Annotated in this window: 1 protein-coding gene; it reads right to left on the bottom strand. The window is 45.9% G+C overall.

What is annotated here, in order from left to right:
• A partial coding sequence (locus A3739_RS09115) for a phosphoenolpyruvate carboxylase (RefSeq protein ID WP_156502506.1) occupies window positions 1–921 on the bottom strand: 921 nt, incomplete at both ends.

Below are 921 nucleotides of genomic sequence, written 5' to 3'. Positions count from 1 at the left end.
CTAATTGACCTGCATCTTTAGCCGAATCAGAGTAACCAATCATCACCTGCTGATAGCCATCACAGTAATCTGCATACCAAGGCACACTCAACAATCTATCAATGCTTTCTGACGCGCTATTCAAGTCATCCAAGGTTTCGAACAAAGGAACAATACGCATCTTTCGATTCATGCCTTGCTCGCGCAACAATAAGATAACGGCCAATATGTCAGAAGGCTTAGATGCCATAGAGATTACATAGGACCCAAACGCCTCCTCTGACTCACCAGCAATCACTGCACAAGTATCGAAGACCTCTTGAGTCTCTTCGCTCCAAGTCATGCCCTTTGCAATCAGAGGGCGTTTGCCCTGCAACTCTTTCAACAAGAATGCTTGTCTCTCTTCCTCTTTCCAATCGTTATAGGTGCCGATACCCAAAAATTCCGTGATCTCGTTTATCGCATCAGCATGGCGCTCAGAGTCTTGTCTTACGTCTAATTTCAGCAGCTCTAAACCGAAGCATTGAACACGGCGAATCACATCAAGTAAGGCACCGTCTGCCACACGCGCTATTCCTTTTTCATGCAATGATCGATAACAAATCAATAAAGGCTCGAGTAATTCACTTGTCAACAAGAGAAGTTGATCTTGGGAGAAATTTGAAACATCACCACGCGCGACCTCTGCCGCCCAATCACGAGTGTTAGATAAGCGTTTTCTCAACGAAGACAACACAATCCGATAAGGCTCGCTTTGATTGCGACCCGAACCTGAATCTAGCTGCTCTGCTAATTCGACAAGCTCCGCGCTCGCTTCCCACATCGACAAATGCGTCATCAACGAAGCCAAGTCCCTCAAATATAAATCCGCTGCCATCCAACGACTCAGAGCCAATACTTCTTTTGTTACAGTAGAAGTGACATTGGGGTTTCCATCGCGAT

It is taken from the genome of Oleiphilus sp. HI0067, from assembly GCF_001635735.1.
Note: the sequence above shows the minus strand (reverse complement) of the source record. Positions and strands in the feature narration are given on the sequence as shown.